Origin of the sequence: Pyrinomonas sp., from assembly GCF_040289685.1 — a bacterium.
Lineage (GTDB): Bacteria > Acidobacteriota > Blastocatellia > Pyrinomonadales > Pyrinomonadaceae > Pyrinomonas.
In genome coordinates this window covers 1-21,636 of sequence record NZ_PSLQ01000026.1, presented here as the reverse complement: position 1 = coordinate 21,636, position 21,636 = coordinate 1, and the positions used below count along the sequence as shown (strand labels likewise).

At 60.8% G+C, this 21,636-nt stretch carries 16 protein-coding genes and 1 pseudogene; 8 read left to right on the top strand and 9 right to left on the bottom strand.

Annotation, left to right across the window (positions count from 1 at the left end; translation table 11 throughout):
• Window positions 1-264: 264 nt before the first annotated feature.
• The 3 genes from C4334_RS07525 to gyrA all read right to left on the bottom strand — a co-directional run bounded on the left by C4334_RS07525 (window position 265) and on the right by gyrA (window position 4,317).
• Entirely contained in the window at window positions 265-1,071 is an 807-nt protein-coding gene (locus C4334_RS07525; protein WP_352431466.1) for a hypothetical protein, read from the bottom strand.
• Window positions 1,072-1,258: 187 nt separating this feature from the next.
• Window positions 1,259-1,750: a DUF4149 domain-containing protein gene (locus tag C4334_RS07520; RefSeq protein ID WP_352431465.1), complete on the bottom strand. Its 492-nt coding sequence runs from the start codon at window positions 1,748-1,750 to the stop codon at window positions 1,259-1,261.
• Window positions 1,750-4,317, bottom strand: coding sequence for a DNA gyrase subunit A (gyrA, locus tag C4334_RS07515; protein WP_352431464.1), 2,568 nt, complete (start codon window positions 4,315-4,317; stop codon window positions 1,750-1,752). Before gyrA ends, C4334_RS07520 begins: the two co-directional genes overlap by 1 nt.
• Window positions 4,318-4,722: 405 nt before the next feature.
• Here gyrA and C4334_RS07510 point away from each other — a divergent pair, with 405 nt between their 5' ends.
• Both C4334_RS07510 and C4334_RS07505 read left to right on the top strand, forming a co-directional pair.
• Window positions 4,723-5,508, top strand: coding sequence for a hypothetical protein (locus tag C4334_RS07510; RefSeq protein WP_352431463.1), 786 nt, complete (start codon window positions 4,723-4,725; stop codon window positions 5,506-5,508).
• 271 nt (window positions 5,509-5,779) lie between these two features.
• Entirely contained in the window at window positions 5,780-6,439 is a 660-nt protein-coding gene (locus tag C4334_RS07505) for a lysophospholipid acyltransferase family protein (protein ID WP_352431462.1), read from the top strand.
• 76 nt (window positions 6,440-6,515) lie between these two features.
• On the opposite strand, the gene C4334_RS07500 is transcribed toward C4334_RS07505, so the two are convergent.
• From C4334_RS07500 to C4334_RS07490, 3 genes are all read right to left on the bottom strand, one after another.
• Entirely contained in the window at window positions 6,516-7,286 is a 771-nt protein-coding gene (locus C4334_RS07500; RefSeq protein WP_352431461.1) for an inositol monophosphatase family protein, read from the bottom strand.
• Between the two features lie 161 nt (window positions 7,287-7,447).
• Complete coding sequence (hutU, locus tag C4334_RS07495; protein ID WP_352431460.1) at window positions 7,448-9,094, bottom strand: urocanate hydratase; 1,647 nt, start codon at window positions 9,092-9,094, stop codon at window positions 7,448-7,450.
• A 70-nt stretch (window positions 9,095-9,164) separates the two neighbouring features.
• Entirely contained in the window at window positions 9,165-10,124 is a 960-nt protein-coding gene (locus C4334_RS07490; protein ID WP_352431459.1) for a tetratricopeptide repeat protein, read from the bottom strand.
• A 317-nt stretch (window positions 10,125-10,441) separates the two neighbouring features.
• Between C4334_RS07490 and C4334_RS07485 the strand changes: the two genes are divergently transcribed.
• Together C4334_RS07485 and C4334_RS07480 are read left to right on the top strand one after the other, a co-directional pair.
• Window positions 10,442-13,192 carry a ribonucleoside-diphosphate reductase subunit alpha gene (locus tag C4334_RS07485; protein WP_352431458.1) on the top strand — a complete coding sequence of 917 codons (2,751 nt, stop codon included), beginning with the start codon at window positions 10,442-10,444 and terminating at the stop codon, window positions 13,190-13,192.
• Between the two features lie 75 nt (window positions 13,193-13,267).
• Window positions 13,268-14,299, top strand: a pseudogene (locus C4334_RS07480) (ribonucleotide-diphosphate reductase subunit beta); the annotation flags it as partial.
• Window positions 14,300-14,505: 206 nt separating this feature from the next.
• Here C4334_RS07480 and C4334_RS07475 read toward each other — a convergent pair.
• Window positions 14,506-16,704 (bottom strand): lytic transglycosylase domain-containing protein, encoded by a 2,199-nt coding sequence (locus C4334_RS07475; protein ID WP_352431457.1) that lies wholly within the window; start codon window positions 16,702-16,704, stop codon window positions 14,506-14,508.
• A 1,026-nt stretch (window positions 16,705-17,730) separates the two neighbouring features.
• Window positions 17,731-19,170, bottom strand: coding sequence for a GAF domain-containing protein (locus C4334_RS07470; RefSeq protein ID WP_352431456.1), 1,440 nt, complete (start codon window positions 19,168-19,170; stop codon window positions 17,731-17,733).
• A gap of 650 nt (window positions 19,171-19,820) precedes the next feature.
• Here C4334_RS07470 and C4334_RS14805 point away from each other — a divergent pair.
• The gene (locus tag C4334_RS14805) at window positions 19,821-20,222 is read left to right on the top strand and encodes a response regulator (RefSeq protein ID WP_502943416.1); all 402 of its coding nucleotides are present in this window, start codon (window positions 19,821-19,823) and stop codon (window positions 20,220-20,222) included.
• Entirely contained in the window at window positions 20,212-20,499 is a 288-nt protein-coding gene (locus C4334_RS07455) for a hypothetical protein (protein ID WP_352431455.1), read from the top strand. The genes C4334_RS14805 and C4334_RS07455 overlap by 11 nt, the downstream gene beginning before the upstream one ends.
• An 80-nt stretch (window positions 20,500-20,579) precedes the next feature.
• On the opposite strand, the gene C4334_RS07450 is transcribed toward C4334_RS07455, so the two are convergent.
• The gene (locus tag C4334_RS07450) at window positions 20,580-20,873 is read right to left on the bottom strand and encodes a TonB family protein (protein ID WP_352431454.1); all 294 of its coding nucleotides are present in this window, start codon (window positions 20,871-20,873) and stop codon (window positions 20,580-20,582) included.
• 18 nt (window positions 20,874-20,891) lie between these two features.
• Between C4334_RS07450 and C4334_RS14800 the strand changes: the two genes are divergently transcribed.
• Together C4334_RS14800 and C4334_RS07440 are read left to right on the top strand one after the other, a co-directional pair.
• Window positions 20,892-21,044, top strand: coding sequence for an energy transducer TonB (locus C4334_RS14800; protein ID WP_502943415.1), 153 nt, complete (start codon window positions 20,892-20,894; stop codon window positions 21,042-21,044).
• Window positions 21,045-21,070: 26 nt separating this feature from the next.
• On the top strand, window positions 21,071-21,636 hold a 566-nt coding region (locus C4334_RS07440), incomplete at its 3' end, for a DUF4388 domain-containing protein (protein ID WP_352431453.1).

The following is a 21,636-nucleotide window of genomic DNA, read 5'->3' as shown; positions in this document are numbered from 1 at the left end:
CCGGGAATCCCCCGGCTGCGTGCCGTGGGGAGGATGTCAATTCGCCTAATCATACCACCAAAACGCGCTCAGCTGCGTCACCGCGATTGCCGAGAAGGTTTTTGGTCGCTCGAAAGCGATCTTTTTTCGCGTCCGCTCTGCGGCGCTGCGCCTTTTCGATAGCGAAGATAAACCGGATGAGTTCGATACCTTCTTCAAACATCAAGAGGCGACTCGCGCGAAGAGTCGCCTCTTGACATCTCGTCGCGGGATGCGCAACCGAATCTACTTCTCACCGCGCTGCAATTCGACTTCGGTCTCCAGATCGACTGACAGCCGACGCACGCCCGGCTCGCTCATCGGTTCGAGCAACCGCAGCGCTTCATCGAGCACGCGCCTTTGATGCTCCGGCCAATTCGGCTGACCGGCCACCGCGCCGAACTGCCCAGGGTAGAAGCCCGCGCGCGGCGGGCGCACGTTGTCGGTGACTTCACGCTCAACGGCGATCATCATCGTCGGGACGCCAGCGGCTTCGATGAAGCGCGCAGCAAGCCCCATCGTCTGGTGGCAAAGACGCGATGCCGGAATAAGCAACACGGCCTGCGCTTCGTAACGCCTGATGCGCTCGATCAACCGCGGCAGGGCTTGATCAACGAAACGGGCCGCATCGGTGATAAAGCCGCAAAAACTCCAGAAAGCTGGCACCAACCGCCCGATGATGTTGTTGTCTTCGAACTCAAAGAGACGCTGCAAAGGGATCTGCGCGTTGATGTCCTTTTCCACCGCCGATGGATCGTATCCGCGCGCGACGAAGCGCAGATCAGCGGGTTCGATCAGGGCCGGGATCTCGCGGAAAGTCGTATCTCCGCCTGGGGCTTTGGCATCGAACGGTTCGGTGCCGTCGATGTATGCGCCCGCCGAACTGACGAGCGCGAGATTCAACAACGGCAACGCGCGACGCAAAGGGGTGAATGGCGCACGTCGGTTTTCGATGAAAGGGTAATCCTGCAGATCATCGCTCGCTGGATCGTGCGCCCGCGCCCACTCTCGATAGCGCTGGCGCCACTCGTCCATCTTCTCGATCGTCTCCACTGACCTTCTCCGAAAAACGTTTTAGCTCGAACGCGAAGTCGGTGATTTTAGAGCGAAACGCGCTGAAAAGTCACTCTCCCGTGCTGCTACGAGCGACGGCGCATCGCACACGCAGAAGCGATGAAGTCACACAGACGAAGGATCTCCTCCTGCTGGCGCGATGCTCCCCCACTGATAAAAGGGCCATTTAATCGCGCGCCTTGTGCTCCCGACCCACTGCAACGAAGAAAGCGACCGCTGCCGCGATCAGCCCGACGCCTAAAGCGATCACCGAAAGCGTATGCCAGTACCCGAAAGCTTGACGAAGCGGATCGGTCGCTGCCAGCGCATCGATCGGGCCGGACATCGCGCGGCGTAAGCTTTGAATGCGCGCGCCGATGAGCAGCCCGCAAAGGTTGGCGGCGGCAAACAGCGCGAGCGCGACGATCTCTGCGCGTCGCGCTCCCAGCCGCCTGGCGCTCGCTGAAAGCGCCAGCGCCACCGCCAGACCGGACCAGTTGAGAACCGGGAGCACACGCCCGACTACGGCGCCAGCCAGTTCCCTGCTCGGCAGCACCGCAAAGAGCGCAGGCGCCACCGTTGCGCTGAACAGCAGCGCGCCGCCGAACCACGCCGCGAGCGCTAAAGCGCCCGCCGCGCGCATCCACGCAACCAGCCCCCCTCTTTCGTCCCTCGTCATCAGTTGATCGCTTCGGACGTCGCGTCGATCACCTCTTCGTCGGACGACTCAAGCAGCGAAGCGCTCGTCACCTTGTCGCCCTCCTCCGTTTTGATCAGCCGCACGCCCGACGCGCTGCGCCCAGTCTGGCGAATTTGGCTCGCTTCGAGGCGGATCAGCTTGCCATGCTGCGTGATGATCATCACCTCGGAATCATCTTCAACGGGGAAAACGGCGACGACCTTGCCCGTCTTGTCGGTGGTCTTCATGTTGATGACACCGCGTCCGCCACGCGACTGCAAACGGTAATTGCTGATCGGCGTTTGCTTGCCGTACCCTTGCTCGCTGATCGACAGCATGCGTTCGCGGTCTTGCTTCGAAACGGCGCACAACGCGACGACGTAATCGCCCGCACGCAGTTCAATGCCACGCACGCCGCGGGCGGCGCGCCCCATGGGGCGAACCTCCGCTTCATCGAAACGGATCGCCATCCCATCATGCGTGGCGATGAAGATGCGCTTGTTGCCGTCCGTCAAAACGACGTCGAGCAGCGCGTCGCCCTCGTCGACGTTGATGGCGTTGATGCCGTTCGAGCGGATGTTCTGGAATTCGCTGAGCGCGGTCTTCTTGATGACGCCGTTGCGCGTGACCATCACAACGTAGTGATCTTCGGAGAAATCGCGCACGGCGACGATGCCGGCAAGCTTTCGATCGCTCGGGATGTTGATCAGATTGACGATCGCTTTGCCGCGCGCGGCGGCTGGAGCGTCCGGGATCTCGTGAACCTTGAGCTTGTAAACTTGGCCGTCGTCGGTGAAGATGAGCAAGTAGGCGTGCGTCGAGGCGACGAACAGATGTTCGACGAAATCGCCGTTTTTGGCCGTCGCGCCGAAGCGACCCTTGCCGCCGCGCCCTTGACGTTGGTAGGTCGCCACGGGCGTCCGTTTGATGTAGCCCGACTTGGTCACCGTGATGACGACATCTTCGTCGGCGATTAGGTCTTCGATCCGCAGCTCGACGCCCGCATCGATGATCTTGGTGCGGCGTTCATCGCCGAAGGTCTTCTTCACCTCTTCAAGTTCCTTGACGATGACGCGCCGCAGAGCCGCCTCGCTCGCCAGAATCTCTTCGAGTTCAGCGATCTGGCGGATGATCTGTTCGTACTCTTCGAGCAGCTTCTGCCGTTCAAGCGCGCTCAACCGACGCAGTTGCAAGTCGAGGATGGCCTGCGCCTGCTGCTCGCTGAAACGCAGCCGCGCCATAGTCTTTTCGATCTGCGCGACGAAGCTGGACGCCGCTTGATTCGCCCCCTTCCACTCTTTGATCTCCCGCGTCGTCGCGAGATCGCCCATCAACCACCGCCGCGCCTCCTCGACGTTGCGCGCGTTGCGGATGAGCGGGATGATGACGTCGAGCGCTTCGATGGCGCGCGTCAAACCTTCGAGGATGTGGGCGCGGGCGCGCGCACGGCGTAGATCGTATTCCGTGCGGCGCCGGACGACCTCGCGCCGAAACTCGACGAACGCTTCGAGCAGCTCTTTGAGATTCAAAACGCGCGGCTGCCCGTTGACGATCGCCAGATTGATGATGCCGAAAGAGGTCTGAAGAGGCGTCATCTTGTAAAGCTTGTTCAGGACGATCTGCGGCACGGCATCGCGTTTGAGCTCGATGACGATTCTCATGCCTTCGCGGTTCGATTCGTCGCGCAGATCCATGATGCCTTCGATCTTCTTCTCGTTGACCAAATTGGCGATAGTTTCAATCAACCGCGCCTTGTTCACTTGAAACGGGATCTCGGTGATGACGATCGAGTCGCGCTCTTGCGCCCCGCGGCGCGTGCGATCGATCGCCGCGCGCGCGCGCAACTGAATGGTCCCGCGCCCTGTTTCGTACGCTTGACGTATGCCCTCACGCCCGTAAATGAAGCCGCCGGTGGGGAAATCAGGTCCCGGAACGTACTGCATCAACTCCGCGATGCTGATCGAAGGCTTGCGAATGAGCGCGATGGTCGCCTCCACAAGCTCGGTTAGATTGTGCGGCGGGATCTTGGTTGACATGCCGACGGCGATCCCCTCCGCGCCGTTGGCCAAAAGGTTCGGGAAACGAACCGGCAGAACGGTCGGTTCCGCCAAAGATTCGTCGTAGTTCGGTTGGAAATCGACCGTCTCCTTCTCGATGTCGGCCAAAACGGCTTCGGCCAAGCGAGCGAGACGCACTTCCGTGTAACGCATTGCCGCGGCGGCGTCGCCGTCGATGCTGCCGAAGTTTCCCTGTCCATCGATGAGCGGATAGCGCATGGAGAAATCCTGCGCCAGGCGCACGATCGTCTCGTACACGGCGGCGTCTCCGTGCGGATGGTATTTGCCGATCGCGTCGCCGACGACGCGCGCGCTCTTCTTGTATGGTTTATTGTAGGTGTTGCCGAGTTCGTGCATGGTCCAGAGCACGCGCCGATGCACGGGCTTGAACCCATCGCGCACGTCAGGCAGCGCGCGTCCGATGATCACCGACATCGCGTAATCGAGATACGAACGCCGCATCTCGTCCTCGATGTTGACGTAGTTACGCTCAACGTTTCCTGTTTCCATCTCCCAACCCTTCAGTCGAATTTCACTTTTCGCCACAGATCAAGGTCCACAGCGCCGTCAGCCTTGCCGTTTTCACTTCCCGCCTTTAGAATCGCTCTCTAGGACCTTCCGCCCGTGAAGGAGCGCTTGACCGCTCGAGCGGACGCATCGCGGTCCCGCAGTTCAACGATCTCGCCTTTGTGTCGCCGCTGGGAGCAGGGTTGAAGGTCGCAACGAGAACGACGGTGAGACTCCGGCGCTGCAGGTTCGAAAAGCACATCATATTGTAGCTCAAAGGCGCGGTCTGGACAAGTCTGTGGGAGGCTTAAGTCTTTGATAAATCAGTGACTTTCATTTCCGACTGGCCTTTCTCAAAAGACCGCAACAGCTAGGCCCTCAGCGTCTCGGTACCGTCTTGCCGAGGCGATGGCCAAGGGCATTGCCGAGCGGACGGCCCGATACGGACCACCCAAGATCAAGAGGGGGCAAGTGAACCAAAAGGGATCACGCCGTCTGCGCGAACGCTTGAGCTTTTCCCTTCCGCTGCGCGTTCGCGCGCGCGAAAGCCAGAATTACGAGTGGAGTGAAATGACGCGCTCGCTTGATCTCACGCCGTTCGGCGCGCGCTTTCTTCTTCGCCATCCGACCGAGCGCGGGCGCTTGCTGCACTTAACGATTCCGATGCCTCGTCAATTGCGCTGCTTCGATCACACCGAGCCGCAATACCGCGTTTGGGCGCTGGTCCGGCACGTCCAGCCCCGCCTGTGCGATGGCGGCGAGACCCGTTTCGAGGTCGGTGTCGCCTTCATCGGCAAACGCCCGCCCGAAAGTTTCCTCCGCGACCCGACCTGCCGCTACGAGCCGAAAGGATCGGAAACCGAGGGCATGTTGTCGGTCACAGAAAGCGTCGACGAACGAGCCGAGAGGACTCGACTTCACCTTCCGGTGGAAGTCGTTGTTGAACTGTTCGACGATGACGCTGGCAAACACACGCGCGAGGAGACGGTGACGGAAAACATCAGTCCCGAAGGGGCCGCCGTTTTTACCACGCTTGAGATCGAGCGCGGGCGGTTCGTCCGCGTGCGCGATGCACGCAGACCTGATTTCGTCGTGACCGCCGTCGTGCGCGCGCGGCGCGTCGGAGCAGATCGCATCGCGCGGCTACATCTGGAGTTCGTCGACGGCAAATGGCCCATTGAAGGGCTCGGCTGAGTGCCTCTTTGCACAAAAGGACGAGCGAAGAAGATCCATCGCTGAAAGCGCGCGCCTCCGAGCGTCGCGGTCAAGCGCGGCGACCGAGGGGAAGAGCGCTTCGGCACCGGCAGCGGCGCGAGAGGTCGCCGCTGATGCATCAGAGTCAGACGAGGACATCGGGGATGATTGCTGGGCCGAAAACGCACACGCAAAGCTGGCGCTGGAATCAGTTGGAGCCAGCAGCGAAGTTTGCGCCTCGGTCGCCGATCGGTCATATTAAAGAGCTGGGATGGAAGAGATCTCGTCCCACAAAAGAAACGCTCCTTCTCCTTGGATCTTGCCGCAGTGGGCCATTGAATTGCTGCGCCCGCCCGCACGCGGGCTATCGAAGTTGCTCTGGGAGATAGAGTTTCACGGCGCGGATCTCGTTCCGCGCGAAGGCGGATTGATCATCGCCGCCAACCACCAGACCTATCTCGATCCGATCTGGATCTCCATTCCGGTCAAACGACCGTTACGTTATCTAGCGTGGGATGAGGCGTTCGATTGGCCCATCGTCGGGCGGCTGATGCGCCTTTTTGGCGCGTGGCCGCTACAGCTTGAAGGGCGCGATCCAAAAGCGATCCGGCGCGCCATTCAATGGATCCGAAGCGGTGGCGCCGTCGTCATTTTTCCTGAAGGCGGGCGCGGTCATCCGGACGGTTCATTGAAAAGGTTCAAACCCGGGGCCGTTCGCATGGCCATCGAAGCGCAAGCGCCCATTCTGCCGGTGACGATTCGCGGCGCACATCGGGTCTGGCCTGTTGGCCAAACGCTCCCGCGCTTTTCGCCCATCAAGGTCATCTACCACGAACCGTATCGGATCGCGCTGCGTCCCGGTGAAGAGGCGAAAAAGCGTGCGCGGCAGGAGACGGAAGCCCTGCGCGCGCGCATCGCATCGGCGCTTTGACCTTCGCACAAGGCAACGACGGCTTTCATGCCAACAACGAAGCGCTGACCGTCGGCGCAAGAGCTGCGAGGCGATCTCAGGGCGCGACGAGAACGCGCATCATCGCTTCGTGAATGAGGCCGTTGCTCGCCAGCACGGGCGCGCGGTAGATCGAGAACGAGTGCCCTTCGTAATCGGTCACGCGGCCGCCAGCCTCTTCAACGAGCAACGCTCCGGCGGCCACGTCCCATGGATTCAAACCTTCTTCCCAGAAGCCATCGAAGCGGCCACAAGCGACGTAAGCGAGATCGAGCGCCGCGCTGCCATCACGACGCACGGCTTGTGCTGCCATGATGAAGTTGCGAAAATGGCGCGCGAACTCGCCGCGCTCGCGCACATCATACGGGAAGCCCGTACAAAGCATCGCCTTGTTCAGGTCTTCGACATCGGAGACGCGGATGCAACGCCCATTTAACGTCGCACCCGCGCCGCGTTCAGCGGCAAACATCTCATCGCGCATCGGATCGTAGACGACGCCGAGCACGATCTCGCCTCGATATTCGAGCGCAATGGAAACGGCGAAGACCGGATACCCATGCGCGTAGTTGGTCGTCCCATCGAGCGGATCGACGATCCAAACGTAATCGCTCCGCCGCTCGCTAGCGTCGCTCCGCCCCGATTCCTCGGCAATAATGGCGTGGCGCGGGTAGTGATTTTTGATACGCTCGACGATGAAACGCTCGGAAGCAAGATCCGCTTCCGTTACGAGATCGATCTCACCTTTGTGCGAAACTTCGGTAATGCGCCCGAAACGCTCGGCTAAAATGCGTCCGGCTTCGCGCGCCGTTTGAACCGCGAAATCGAGCAATGTCGGCAACGCTCCTATCCTAGGATAAAACTCAGAGAGCCATCTCTCTCAGCCCGCTCGAAGCATCAACGCCTCGCTCATCTTCGCGTGAGCAGCGTCGTTTAAAGCATCGCGGCATCGGCTTATAAGGCATTAGCATCTCGCTCAGCGATCTTTGCCGTTTAGAGCATTGGCATCTTGATCCCCTTGGCGCGCGCCGTTTCGCTGGCCTCGTCGTAGCCAGCATCGGCGTGGCGCACAACGCCTAATCCGGGATCGTTCGTCAGCACGCGATGTATTCGCCGCGCGCCCTCTTCCGTCCCATCGGCGACGGTAACTTGTCCGGCGTGCAGACTGTATCCGATGCCGACGCCGCCGCCGTGATGAAACGAGACCCAACTTGCGCCGCTCGCCGTGTTCAACAGCGCGTTCAAGATGGGCCAGTCGGCGACCGCATCGGAGCCATCCTTCATATTCTCGGTCTCGCGAAAAGGCGAGGCAACCGATCCCGCATCGAGATGATCGCGCCCGATGGCGACGGGCGCGCGGAGTTCGCCGCGCCGGACCAGTTCGTTGATCGCTTCGCCCATTTCCGCCCGTTCCCCGTAACCGAGCCAGCAGATGCGTGCCGGCAGCCCTTGAAACTTCACCCGCTCGCGGGCCAACCGAAGCCAACGATTCAACGTTCGATCTTCGGTGAAAAGTTCAAGCGCGAGGTCGTCCGTGCGATGGATGTCGCGCGGATCGCCCGACAGCGCGACCCAACGGAAGGGGCCACGCCCTTGGCAAAAGAGCGGGCGGATGTATTCGGGGACGAACCCCGGGATCTCGAAAGCGTCGTGGATTCCAGCATCGTATGCCTGCTTGCGTATGTTGTTGCCGTAATCGAAGGCGACGGCTCCGGCCCGCTTGAGCGCGAGCATTGCTTCGACGTGTCGCGCGATCGACGCCAACGCACGCTCGACGTAGCCTTTCGGATCACGACGGCGAAGCTCTGAGGCCTCTTCCAGACTCAAACCAGCCGGGATGTAACCGTTCAGCGGATCGTGCGCGCTCGTTTGATCCGTGACGGCGTCGATATGGATGCCGCGCCGGACCAGTTCGGGAAGCACTTCGGCGCAGTTTCCGACGAGGCCAACTGAAAGCGCACGTCTTTTGCCTCGCGCCTCTTCGCAAAGGCGAAGCGCCTCATCCAGGTCTTCGACGAGCAGGTCACAATAAGATGTGCGCACGCGCCGCTCGATCCGTTCGCGGTCGACCTCGATGCCGAGAAAGACCGCGCCGTTCATCGTCGCCGCCAAGGGTTGCGCGCCGCCCATGCCACCCATGCCGCCTGAGACGATGAACCTGCCGGAAAGATCGCCGCCGAAATGCTTTTCGCCCATCGCGGCAAAGGTCTCGAACGTCCCTTGCACGATCCCCTGCGTCCCGATGTAAATCCAAGAGCCGGCGGTCATCTGACCGTACATCATCAGCCCTCGCCGTTCGAGTTCGTGGAAATGCTCCCACGTGGCCCAAGCGCCGACCAGATTCGAGTTGGCGATCAGCACACGCGGCGCCCATTCGTGCGTGCGAAAGACGGCGACCGGCTTGCCTGACTGGACCAGCAGCGTCTCGTCGTTCTCCAACCGTTGCAACTCGCGCACAAGCGCCTCAAAACAAGCCCAATCGCGCGCCGCCCGTCCGCGTCCGCCGTAGACAACGAGGTCTTCGGGCCGCTCGGCCACTTCCGGATCGAGATTGTTCATCAAGCAACGAAGGGCTGCCTCTTGATGCCAACCTTTGCAGTTGAGCTTTGCGCCGCGCGGCGCACGTACCATCTTCGACATAACCACCTCGCCTCTGTGCTTTATAATGCCCGCGCGATCCAGTGCAAGGTCTTCCGTCGAACGATCGAGCCTAGAATGGAAGCGCGCGGTTGCCCGATGCTTGCTGGCGCAACTGTTCGATGATCGAGCGGATCGCTGGCGCGAAGTTACCGTTCGGCGCCAGTTCCAAATATCTTTCGTAGGCGGCGACCGCTTCTTTGTACTTCTCCATCTTTTCGTAGGCGGAGCCGAGCAACTGATAAAGCACCGGCTCGGTATCGAAGAGCTGCGCGATAGCGCGTTTGAAAGCCGCAACCGCTTCTTCGTAGCGCCCGCGATCCTCCAAGATCATGCCTATTCCCGTATGCGCTTCGGGTTGGAAACCGCGCCCTTCGCGAATGGCGCGGCGGTAAGCGTTGAGCGCCGCGTCGTAATCGCCGAGCGCGCGCAAAACGCGCCCTTCAACGGCGGAAGCTTCTGGATAGACGGGGCGCGCGCGGCGCGCCGCAGCCACTTCCGCCAGCGCCGCGTCGTAATCGCCGAGGTCCATGAGCGCGCGCGCCAATCCGACGTGAGCGGCGGCAAAACGCGGGCGCGCGCTGATGGCGCGACGGTAAAGCTCAACGGCTCGCCGTCGCTCCTCTTCGCTCTTGGCCCGCTCGCGTAACTCCTCCGCTTGCTGAAAGGCGAGTTCCGCCTGATCGTTTGTGCGCGCGAGCCGGATGCGCACAGCGCGCGCGCTCGGCACGCGCACAGGCAAGCTCGCTTCCTTGAAACCGCGCGCGCGCACGCGCAGCAGGTAGCTTCCAGCCGGAACGCGCCCGACGCGCAGATTCCCTTGCCCATCCGTCGTCCCGCAACGCACGTCGTTGAGCCAAATGGTCGCGTTCGGCTCCGTCTGAACGATGAGCGCGCTGGCGACTGGACGCGACGACGATGCCTTTCGCTGCGCTTTCGCCTCCGCGAAAACGGTCAGAAACAAAGAGCAGACGACCGCATAAAGACCCGCCCGACGACACAAACTGCGCGCAAGACGTAGATAGCCGCTCATGTCGTTTACCATAACCCGAGCGCCGGGCGAGCGCCAAGTCGAGCGACTTCGATGGGGTGCCCGTCGCGTGTCTCGCGCTTCGCCCGTGAACCACTAGGGATGGCACACCTTCTGTTCGGAAACACAACAGGTTGAGGCTCGCCCTTGACTCCAACGGCGCCCTCGTCTATATTCTTGCGCGCTTCACGGTCTTTGCTGAAAGAAGCTGTTCGACGCTCTGCAAGCCGGGGGAGAGGCGATCATCAAGCGCGTCCGGTCGAGCAGAAGCGGTCCGGAGCCTTCGTTTCCGAAAGTTTTCGTGCAGGAGAACCCCAAAGATGCCCATCGAAAAGATAAAGAAGCGAACGCAAGAGATCGTTGATTTCGACCGCACGCGCATAGAGCTTGCGATGAAGAAGGCGTTCATCGCCACCAGGGTGCGCATTTCGGACGAAGAGATCGCCGCCATCACCGACAAGGTCATCGAGGATTTAGAGCGACGTTTCGTCGAAGTCTTCCCAGGCGTGGAAGACATTCAGGACACGGTGGAGCGAAAGCTGAGCGAAGCCGGCCATTTCGAAGTCGCCAAAGCTTACATCCTCTACCGCAAAGAGCGCGAGCGCGTGCGTCTGGCGCGGCGCAATGAACTGCTGGAACGTCTCCGCCGCAGCGAAATCGCCGTCCGCAAAAGGGATGGGCGCATGGCGCCGTTTGATCTGCGGGAACTAGAGGCTTCGCTACGGCAGATCGCGGCGAAGCTTCCGGGAGCGCGGATCGAAACGGATGCCATCGTCGATGAGACGTGTCTCAACCTCTTCGATGGGATTAGCACGCAAGAGATCAACCGCGCTGTGATCCTGACGCTGCGCGCGCGCATCGAACGCGACCCCATCTACTCGCAGCTTGCGGCGCGCGTCCTGTGGAACGACCTTTACAAAGAGTTGCTCGGCAAAGATGAGTTCTCACCTGATTTCGCCGACGCTTATCGGCACGCTCTCGCCCGGGCAGTGGAAGCCGGCGTCAAAGCCGGACGGCTCGACGCGCGTCTGCTCGATTTCGACCTCGCGCGCATGAGCGCAGCGCTCCATCCCGAACGCGACGCGTTGTTTGAGTACATCGGCGCGCAGACGCTCTACGACCGCTATCTGCAACGAGATCACGCGCAGAAGATCCTCGAATTGCCGCAACACTTCTGGATGCGCATCGCCATGGGACTGGCGCTCAATGAGCAGGACCCAGAAGGGCGCGCCATCGAGTTCTACGACTTGATGTCGAACCTGCTGTACGTCCCTTCGACGCCGACGCTCTTTCACGCTGGCACGACCCATCCGCAGATGAGTTCGTGCTACATCACGACGGTCGAAGACGATCTGAACCACATCTTCAAATGCATCGGCGACAACGCGCAGCTCTCCAAGTGGTCCGGTGGGGTCGGCAACGACTGGACCAACATCCGCGGCACCGGCGCGTTGATTCGCAGCACCAACGTCCCAAGCCAAGGCGTCGTCCCCTTCTTGAAAATCGTCGATGCGACCACCGCGGCGATCAATCGCAGCGGCAAACGGCGCGGCGCCACTTGCGTCTACCTCGAAACGTGGCATTACGACATCGAGGACTTCCTCGAACTCAGAAAGAACACAGGTGATGAGCGCCGTCGGACGCACGACACGAACACGGCCAATTGGATTCCGGATCTCTTCATGAAGCGCGTCCTCGAAGATGGCAAGTGGACGCTCCTTTCGCCCGACGAGGCGCCGGATCTGCACCATGTTTACGGTCGCGAATTCGAGCGTCGTTACCTCGAGTACGAACGCCGCGCCGAACGGGGCGAGATGCGGCTGTGGCGACAGGTGCGCGCGCGCGACCTGTGGCGCAAGATGATCAACATGCTCTTTGAAACCGGTCATCCGTGGATTACATTCAAGGACCCATGCAATATACGCTCGCCGCAAGACCACGTCGGCGTTGTCCACTCCTCCAACCTCTGCACGGAGATCACGCTTAACACCTCGCGCGACGAAACGGCCGTTTGCAACCTTGGGTCGATCAATCTCGCGCGCCACGTCGCAGGCCGTGCGATTGACTGGGCGCAACTGGAGCGCACCGTGAAGACCGCGATGCGCATGCTCGACAACGTCATCGATTTGAACTTCTACCCGACCGCGGAAGCCGCGCGCGCCAATCTCAGGCACCGTCCCGTTGGACTCGGCGTCATGGGTTTGCAAGATGTCTTCTACATGCTCGATTGCGATTTCGAGTCGGAGGCGGCCGTCAGGCTCTCGGATGAACTGACGGAGTTCATCTCTTATCACGCCATTCTCGCCTCGTCAGAACTGGCGCGCGAACGCGGACCGTACGAAAGTTACCGCGGCTCGAAGTGGGACCGCGGACTCTTCCCGCTCGACACGCTCGCGCTGCTCGAAGAGGAGCGCGGCATCGAAACGGGCGTCGACAAAAGCGCGCGCATGGATTGGCGACCCGTGCGCGAACACGTCGAGCACTTCGGCATGCGCAACTCGAACTGCTTGGCGATTGCGCCGACGGCGACCATCGCCAACATCGCCGGATGCTTCCCCTCGATCGAACCGATCTACAAGAACCTCTACGTGAAATCGAACGTCAGCGGCGAGTTTACGGTCATCAACCGTTACTTGGTCGAGGACTTGAAGCGTTTGGGGTTGTGGGGCGAAGAGACGGTCCGCCGTCTCAAACAGCAGGATGGAAGCATTCAACGATTCACCGACCTGCCGCCGCGGCTGCGTCGGAAGTACAAGGAAGCGTTCGAGATCGACGCCATGTGGATCGTCAAACACGCTGCCGCCCGCAGCAAGTGGATCGATCAGAGCCAATCGGTCAACATCTTCACGGCGAGCACTTCGGGACGCTACATCTCCGATGTCTACGCGACCGCGTGGAAGATGGGATTGAAGACCACATACTACCTGCGCACGCTGGCCGCTTCGGGGATCGAAAAGAGCACGCTCGATGCGGCGAGCGCGCACGCGGCCCCCGAAGTCGCCGCGACAGTGCCGAGCGAGGCGACCGGCGCCGTCTGCTCGCTCGATGAAGGTTGCGAAGTCTGCCAGTGAGAAGGGCGCACTAACAAGCGAGGCGGCGCGTAGCGTGCCGTCCGCCACGGGAGGCGAGAGCGCGCAGGCCGCGCCGATTCTTTCGATAGGAGAATCAACATGTTCGAAAAACGGATACTCAACTGCTCGGTCACCGATCCAAACAAAATCTTGCCGATCAAATACGCTTGGGCGCGTCGCTACTACAAGATGGGCGTCGCGAACAATTGGACGCCCGAAGAGGTGAACATGCAAAAGGACGTCGAGATGTGGCGTTCGCCCTCAGCCCTGACGCCCGATGAACGGCGGGTCGTGATGTGGAACATGGGCTTCTTTTCGACCGCTGAGAGTTTGACGGCAAACAACATCGTGCTCAGCATCTACAAGCACATTACCAACCCGGAATGCCGTCAGTATCTGTTGCGACAAGCGTTCGAAGAGGCGATCCATACTGACACCTTCATCTACTGTTGCGATACGCTCGGACTCGACCCTGAAGAGGTCTATACGATGTACATCAACATCCCGAGCATCCGTCGCAAGGACGACTTCGTCGTCGAGATGACGCGCGCTATTCTCGACCCGGCATTCACCACTCAGGGGACGAAGAACATCCAGCGCTTCGTTCGCGATCTCGTCGGCTATTACCTCATCATGGAAGGCATCTTCTTCTACGCCGGCTTCGCCATGATGCTCTCTTTTCTCCGACGCAACAAGATGGTCGGCGTCGGCGAACAGTTCCAGTTCATCCTGCGCGACGAATCGGTCCACCTCGCCTTTGGGACGGACTTGATCAACACGATCGTCGCCGAAAATCCCGACATCTGGACCGAAGACTTCCAGAAAGAGATCACGGCGAACATCATCCGCGGCGTCGAACTCGAATGCGAATACGCGCGCGATTGTTTGCCGCGCCCGATCATGGGCTTGAACGCCGAGACGGTCGAAGAGTACGTCCGCTACATCGGGGACCGCAGGCTGGAGAAGATCGGCCTCGAAAAAGTCTTCTTCGCCGAAAATCCCTTCCCGTGGATGAGCGAGATCATCGATCTTCGCAAAGAGAAGAACTTTTTCGAAACGCGCGTCACCGAATACAAGAACGCTGGCGCGCTGCGCTGGGACGACTAACCGCCTTGCGCTGAAACGGAAGATTTGCGATCGCGCTTCACAAACTTCGAGGGAGAGCGGCAAGGTAGCTCTCCCTCGAAACAGATCATCGACGAGAAATTGCTTTCCGCTGCGGAATAGACCGAGCGCTCGCACGAGTACGTTGCGCTCAAACATGGCATCGACGGGGAATCGCTTTCCGCAACCTGACCGCCTGCGCCGACGGTTCAGTCATCTTCTTTTGATGTTCGACGCGGGCGCGTGCCGACCGGAGCCGAGACAGCAGTTATTCTCCTTCCCACTTCAGGGCGAAAGTTCCCGCTCTCATCATAGAGCCGTTTATACTGCAACATGTTGCGCACAACGCCCTGCACGTAACCGCGCGTTTCGCTGAAGGGGATCGCCTCAACCCACTCATCGATTTCCGGCGGTAAGGAGGCGAGCCACTGGACCACACGGTTCGGTCCGGCGTTGTAAGCGGCAGCAGCGTATTCAAGCTTTCCGAAACGTTCGATTTGATCTTTGAAGTAAGCGGTGCCGAGGCGGATGTTCGTTTCCGGATCGTGCAGCGCATCGGCGCTCACGTCGCCCGCCAGCCCATAGCGTTTCGAGACGAGGCGCGCCGTCGGCACCAGCAGTTGCATCAATCCGCGAGCGTTGGCGCGCGAGACAGCACGCGCGTCGAAGACCGATTCTTGACGGATGAGGCCGGCGACCGCATAAGGGTCGAGTCCACGCGCGCGCGCTTCGCGCTTGATCGCCTCCCAGTAAAGCAGTGGGTAGAAGATCTCCCATTCTTCGCGCGACAACTCTTCCGGCCTCATTTGCGCATAATCCGGATAACTTTGCCGCAACGCGCTGAAAGCTTGAAAGGTCTCGCCGCGCAAGCGGTGCAAGCGCGCGAGCGCAAGGTTGACGCGCGGGCTTGCGGGCGCTCGCGTGCGGGCCAATTGCAGTTCCTCGAAAGCCCAATCATCAAGCCCCAAAGCAGCGAGCTTTTCGGCGCGCGCGAGCCGTTCATCCTCGGCGGGTCCAGCCGTCTCAGCGGCGACGCTCACCGTCTCAAGGTTGGCGATAGCTTTGGCCACCTCGTCGGACAGGCCGGACGCGGCTGTTTTTCCAATTCCGGCGAGACGCTGTTTCGCCAAATAGCCGTACCACGTCGCGTCGTATCGCTTCTGCAAAGCTTCGTAAAGAGCGCGCGCATCGCTTAGGCGTCCCACACGCTCAGCATCGCGTGCTGCCCAATAGGCAGCGCGACCGCGAAAATCGGTGTGCCGGTCGGCGTAAAGGGCAAGGTATTCGATGAAACCTCTGGCCGCAGCGGCGTAGTTTCGAGCCTGATGATCCGACCACGCCAGTTCGAATCGCGCAGCGGCCACTTCGGTCGCGCCGCGAAAAACTTCAACGCCGGCGCGCCAAAAACGCGTAGCTTGCGAGATATCTTTAGCATCGCGGGCGGCATAACCGAGCGCCGTAAAAAGGCGCGGCGCCAATGGGCTTTGCGGGAAAAGGCGCCGCAGATCGTCCGCCGCATTTTGCGCCGCCGTCCACTGTCGCGTCTGCGCGTGAACGAGCGCTGTGTAATAGAGCGCTTCCGCCTTCGCTTCGCCGCTCGATGCGGGAACGGCGATCAGCGCCGATAAGCTTTCGGCGAAACGGCGCGCGTTGTATGCCGCGATCCCACGGCGCAAATTGGCCTGCGCATCCAACGCGCGAGGAAAACGTGCGGCCAGTTCGCCGTAGGCATCCGCCGCTTCCTTGAAGAGCTTCGCTTCAAAGAGGCGATCGGCGCGCGTGCGCGCTTCGTCGGCGTTCTCTGCGGCAAGCGAGCCTTGCAAACGCAAGATGGCCGCCGCCGCTTCGGCGCTTTCGGCTGATGCTGGAACGAAGAAATAGAGGCGACGGTAAAAATCAATTGCGCGCCGTGTATCGCCGCTTCTTTCCATCGCGCGCGCGGCGATGAGCAACGCTGATGGATCGTTCTGCGCGAGCAAGTCTTTGAGCAAGGTCGGGACGGCGGCACCCTGCCCGCCATCAACGGCCAGTTCGGCAGCGCGCACGCGCGCCGCTTGAATGCGCGGCGAGCGCGGGAACTTTCGCGCCAGCTCTTCGTAAATGGCGCGCGCTTCCACGCGCCGGCCTAGCTCTTCCATGGCGCGCGCGCGCATGAAGAGCGCGTAGTCTTCCAATCCGGTCGCCGAGAGATCGGCTGCGAGTATGGTCGCCGCCCCGCTCCAGTCTTTGCGCTCGAAACGCACGCGCGCGCGCGCCAGTCTCGCCAAAGCACCGAGCGGCGTTCCCCTGTGCGCATCCTCCAATTGCGCTAGCACATCATCGTTCGGAAGGACGGGCGCGCGCATCAACGTCCGCAGACGCACAAGGTCGTCCGCATCGCTGCCTGGCGTGCTTTCGCAACCGCTCATGAAAGCGCTCGACAGCAAGGCGAAGGTGATAACAACGAGACACAATTTTCGACTCGCCCTCGAACAGAGATTCATCGCAAGACTTATCCCCTTCCGGTTCCGCTCAAACGCGCGGCAAAAGCTCGCGACTCGATGCTAATAACAACGCTTCGGCTTCTCGCGACCTGCGGACGATTCTACCAATGGGGTCGAGCCCCTTTCACGGCAAACTTGGCAAAGAGGGCTTCGACCTCATCCAATCGAACGACAAATGCGCGCCGGGAACACAAGATCCCTCGCCATGGCACGCGCACGAATGCGACACAGATGAGATGCTATGATCGTCTTGATCGAACGCCGCTGCAATGCGCGCATATGCGCGGCGTGGAGCGACGATCGTCGCTGGATCGCCTGCGCCACGATGCGCGCGCACGGATGACCCTATGCACACTCATACATGCTCCCTGTTTCCCGCCGCGATGCGCGCACGGATGTGAGCGATATCAAATATCCTTCCATCCTTGACGAGGTAGCGGCGCAAGGCTACTCGCTATGATGCTCGCCAGGGGCGACGCCGTTCGCTTGCGAAGAAGCTCCGCCGTGGCTCAGCGGGAGCGCACGTGCGTTCGCGCGTCGAACAACAGGATCGAGCTGCAGAAACCGATCGCTCATCATCGCGCTTTACCAACCGTAAAGCCACTGACTTTAAGCATGGGATAAAAGGCGCGGCTGAACCAAGCGAAGCAGAGGGGCTGTTCGCTCGCATGACAAGCATGACAAGCGAGTTGAAAAGGGGACGAGGCGTGCGCGCTCCAATCAAACTCCGGCAAACTCCAGGACTGGAACAGGCGTGCGCGACGCCCCTTTCAGACGGAAGCCGCTCTCGCGGATAGTCGCAAGCGACCTTCATGTTCGCATAAGTTCCAGCCATGAAGTGGGGAAAGCCCTGCGTGCAAGAAACGAGGGAAAGGCCACAAAGTCGAAGACGCGCTTCGCCGCAGGTGCGAACTACGGAGCGCGTCCTCGTTGCAATCGCCGTGCAAGCGGTCAATTCTGGCCCGGCACGGCAGCGCCCGGATAGTTTGGGCCGAGCTTTGCCGGATCGCCTTCGGCCAGCGTGTTGACCAACTCATAATGGAAGTAGTCGAAGCGCGCGGCTACTGGCGGAGCGACGCGCTTTTCGTACATTTGCCGCGAACGTTCGATCTCCTCGCGCAAGCGCGAATAAAGGTCGCCTCGTTCGCGCCCTTCGCGCACCTTCTGCTCGTTGTACAGCTTGATCTCGGAGACGAGCAGGCGCGCGAAACGGCGTGCATCTGTATGCAAACGCCGCTCTTCTTCGCTCTGCACTTCGATCGGAAGATCGATGGGCGCCCCGCGGAAAGAACGCGTGCCGAGCGGCGCGGTGTAACCGGAGAGCGTGCTCGTTTGCGCCGAAGAAGGCGTGGCCGCTGGCGCGCCGTTAGGCGCTGGTCCGGAAATTGGCTCAACAGCGGGCGCCGGTTCTTCGCGCATCGCAGCGCTTGCGCCGCCCGTCGGAGCTTCGCTCGGAACATGGGCCGGTGCGGCTTGCACGGCGCTTGGTGCTTCGCGCGAAATTTCCGCTGCCTGTTGCGGTCCGCTTGGCACCTCGTGCTCGACGCTTGCTGGAGTCGCCGATGAGGTGCTTTCGGTCGCTGGCCGCGCCGGTAGCGGAGCTGAGACTCTGGCAGCGCGAGGCGCGAGCAGTTCGACGGCCATGCTCGCGACGCGAGTCAATAACTCCAGCGCTTCCAAATTGACAGCTTCCGGACCGAGCGCCGCCGAATCAGCGTAGAGCACCGCGACCGTCTTGCCACGCGCAATCATGGGCACGGCCACAGCCCACTGCGGACGCGCGCCGCCTAAGTGGGCGAAAAGGCGTTCATCCGTGAATCGCTCGTCTGGCTCTCCGCTCCACGTTCTTCCCGACTCCACCACCTCGCCGAGCGACGTTTCGGGAGCGAGAGCGAGCGAGAGTTCGCGCACGCTTGCATCGCCCACCGTTCCTTCCAAACCGCGCGCTCGCCATCCGATCAAACGTCCGCCTTTAACGACAAAGAAGAGGACGCGCGGTGCAAACGACGCCGCACGATTGACCAGCGCGGTGAGCACTTCGGCTTGCGTGCGCTTGTTATTAAACTCCTCGACCGCCGCTTTGAGAGCGGCGACGTCGCTGGCGGCTTTGGCATGCGCCGATTCGTTGGCAGCATCTTCGATGCCGCGACGGTAGGCGGCACGCAAATGCTCGGCCAACGCGACGACCAGCGACGCATCATCGCCCTCGACGGTGTCGGCAAGACGCTCAAGCGTGCGCGTGAAAGCTTCGTTGATCTGACCTTGCAAGCGCACCAGTTCGTTCTGCACGCCGCTCAGGCGAGCCGTGATGAAGTTTTCGACCTCGGCGCGCATCTGTTTTTCCAGTTCTTCGTTGACCACTTCGGGGAGTCCTCCATCAAGGCGTGTCAAGTGGATGGCTGCTTAAATAGTTTTGCCCAGCCACGCAAACTGCGCAGCCAACAATCTAGTCCGAACGAGACCGTTGAGAACCAGCTCTGCGTCTTGGCCACCGAAACACGCGCGGCCCTCTTCGCTCCGCCGGATTATGCTCGCCCGCACAAAGCGGTGTCAAGATATTTCTTTTCGCCTGATGACAATCGTTCGCCTTCATGTGATTCAGCTTACGCATCCGCGCGCGCAGCGTTCAAAGCACTGCATCTCTGCCCGACACAGGTTGTTTCTGACCCTCGCCATGGGTAGCGCTCACAAATCGCCGCCAATTCTCCATGCCCGCTAAAGAGTGTTTCTGGTCACAGCGAAGAAGCCATTTCCCCTCGCCCAATAACCCTCGCTTGTTGCACGTTGCCAGCTCCCGATCTTGGCGAAGCCATCCGGAATGTAAGCGGCAGTCCATTTCCCGCTCAGGCATGTAGTGGTTGATCCCCAACCTTGGCGAAAGGACCGTTCCTCAAGCTTCTGGGCGCGATCTTTGTAAAACAACATTTTGCCTGACCGTTGACACCTCAACTGCCGCTGGGCTATAACGCCAAGCGGCGAACCTTTTCGCAGCAGATCTCCTATCGGACGACGGGGCTGGTTGTAAGACCTGTCCGCGAGTCATGCCTATCACGATTCTGATCGCCGACGACTACGATGACACGCGCGAACTGCTTCGCGTCATCCTCGAATCCAACGGCTACCAAGTTCGAGAGGCGCAGAACGGACGCGATTGTTTGGAACTGGCGCGGCGCGAATCGCCCTCGCTGATCCTGCTCGACATCTCGATGCCCTCGCTCGATGGCTGGAGCGTGCTGCGCGAACGCGCGCGCCGACGCGCCGCACACGCCGCATCCCCTGCATTGCTGTCACCGCCTTCGCCATGGAGCACGACCGACAAAGAGCCTTGGCTGCTGGCTTCGACGACTACGTTGCCAAACCCTTTCGTGCCAAAGAACTGCTTGAAAAGATCGGACGTGCGCTCGACCGCTAGTTCCGCGATGGAGTTCTGCCATGAACGATGAGACGAAGACCGAACTCAATCCAGACGAGATCCGCCGCGCTTTCGACAAGCTGTTCGTCGGTGAAAGCGACGTGCGTCGGTTCCCACGCTCCGGCGTTCGCTACGTCGAACTCGGTCACGGTCTGCGCTTAGTCGAGCAAAATCCAAACAAAAAGAGCCGCTGGGCCGAACTCGCGCGCCAAGGACATCGCATCGCGTGGGTTATGCGTGATGGCGAGTACCTGGCGCGCGTCGTTGATGGCGAGGTTGAAATTCTCGAAACCGACCGAATGGGCTGATCGCGCGCTTGGTCAGTCGAATTCAATCGAGGTCATCACTGCCTGAGAACGCCGCAAGGCAGTGAGCCGGAGCTAGCCGATCAATTGAATTTGATCGGAACCGTCACCCATCCGCTCTTGCCGCTTGGGTAACGGCGTTGGCGCGCGATCCTTAGCGCCGAAGCCTCGTAAGCTTCCATGCCGGGGCGCGAATTGGCGACCGTCGCTTGCGAGACGCGCCCTTGATCATCAACAAAAACGCGCACTATCACCGTCTGCCCGCTAACAGCCTCCTGCTTCTTCTGCGCTTCAACAGGCTGTGCTTCGCGCGCGCTCTTTTCAGCCTGACGGCGCTCGCGCTCGGCCCGCTCGCGTTCGCGGCGCGCAAGCTCCATCTTGCTCGTTTCGGTCGCGTGATCTCGGCGCGTGCTGTTAGCGGCCCGACGTTGTTGCACGAAGCGGCGGTGGCTGCTGCGCGGCAAGCGCGCTTTACGCCGACCTTGCTTTCTGGACAGCCTGTGAAGGTCTCCGGCGTGATTACTTATAACTTCGTTTACGAGCAGTAGTCCCTTGCAACGAAAGGAAGACTCGTATGGCTTTAACCGGACAATTGAACGACCTCTCTCTTGCGGAACTGATCGAATTCTTCTGCAATCAGCGCAAAACGGGGCGGCTTAAGGTCGCCTACCCGCAAGTCCCCGGCATCTTCCATATCAAAGATGGCGAGCTAGTTGATGCGCGCGTCGGCGCGCTTGCGGGCGTCGAGGCCGTTTACTACGCTTTGCGTCAACCCAACGCGCGGTTCGACTTCCAACCGCAGCAGGAGGCTGCCGAAAGGACGATCCACGAACCTTGGGCGCAAGTCGTACTCGAGGGGTTGCGGCGGTTGGATGAGGGGATTCCGGTAGGCGATCCGCTCGCTGGATTGACCGAAGAAGAGATCGCCCGATTGCGTGAAGAGAACGAAGCTGATGCCGCCAGCGAGAACATCTCTTTTGCGATGGTGGCGAGCGGCGATGGTCGTCGTCGCGCCATGGGCTTGGGCGTCGCTGCTGTCGCGCTGTTGATCTGTGCGACGGCGGTGGGTGCGTTAACCGATTGGTTTGGACTGAAGCGCGCCAATACGGCTTCCGCCGCGCCGTCCGCCGCGCCGCGCAT

Bases quoted from the DNA above. Each gene is read 5' to 3' on its own strand.
- C4334_RS07520 (WP_352431465.1), bottom strand. From the start codon at position 1,750: ATGACGAGGGACGAAAGAGGGGGGCTGGTTGCGTGGATGCGCGCGGCG.
- gyrA (WP_352431464.1), bottom strand. From the start codon at position 4,317: ATGGAAACAGGAAACGTTGAGCGTAACTACGTCAACATCGAGGACGAG.
- C4334_RS07510 (WP_352431463.1), top strand. From the start codon at position 4,723: ATGGCCAAGGGCATTGCCGAGCGGACGGCCCGATACGGACCACCCAAG.
- C4334_RS07505 (WP_352431462.1), top strand. From the start codon at position 5,780: ATGGAAGAGATCTCGTCCCACAAAAGAAACGCTCCTTCTCCTTGGATC.
- hutU (WP_352431460.1), bottom strand. From the start codon at position 9,094: ATGTCGAAGATGGTACGTGCGCCGCGCGGCGCAAAGCTCAACTGCAAA.
- C4334_RS07490 (WP_352431459.1), bottom strand. From the start codon at position 10,124: ATGAGCGGCTATCTACGTCTTGCGCGCAGTTTGTGTCGTCGGGCGGGT.
- C4334_RS07485 (WP_352431458.1), top strand. From the start codon at position 10,442: ATGCCCATCGAAAAGATAAAGAAGCGAACGCAAGAGATCGTTGATTTC.
- C4334_RS07475 (WP_352431457.1), bottom strand. From the start codon at position 16,704: ATGAGCGGTTGCGAAAGCACGCCAGGCAGCGATGCGGACGACCTTGTG.
- C4334_RS14805 (WP_502943416.1), top strand. From the start codon at position 19,821: ATGCCTATCACGATTCTGATCGCCGACGACTACGATGACACGCGCGAA.
- C4334_RS07455 (WP_352431455.1), top strand. From the start codon at position 20,212: ATGAACGATGAGACGAAGACCGAACTCAATCCAGACGAGATCCGCCGC.
- C4334_RS07450 (WP_352431454.1), bottom strand. From the start codon at position 20,873: ATGGAGCTTGCGCGCCGCGAACGCGAGCGGGCCGAGCGCGAGCGCCGT.